This window comes from Lysinibacillus sp. G1-3 (assembly GCF_056322905.1).
On sequence record NZ_JBWHYQ010000087.1, the window covers coordinates 1 to 255 of the forward strand.

Consider the following 255-nt stretch of genomic DNA (forward strand, 5'->3'; position numbering starts at 1 on the left):
TTGGCTGCAAAGATTTAATGATGAGATACCAGTATTAAACTTACCCTATGATTTTGAAAGACCTGTTATTAAGAGTTATGAGGGAGATAGTGTTAGTTTTGAATTAGATAAAACACTCACGAGTAAGTTGAAAGAACTTACAAATAAAACAGGTACAACAATGCATATGGTTTTATTGTCAGCATACACCATTCTTTTATCTAAATATAGCCAACAAGAAGATATAGTGATTGGTATTCCTATATCAGGAAGATT

The 255-nt window shown here is 31.0% G+C and carries 1 protein-coding gene; it reads left to right on the forward strand.

Annotated features, from left to right (window positions below):
• Positions 1 to 255 (forward strand): condensation domain-containing protein (locus tag ACVYAD_RS25285; protein ID WP_476428314.1); only part of this gene is annotated, 255 nt, incomplete at both ends.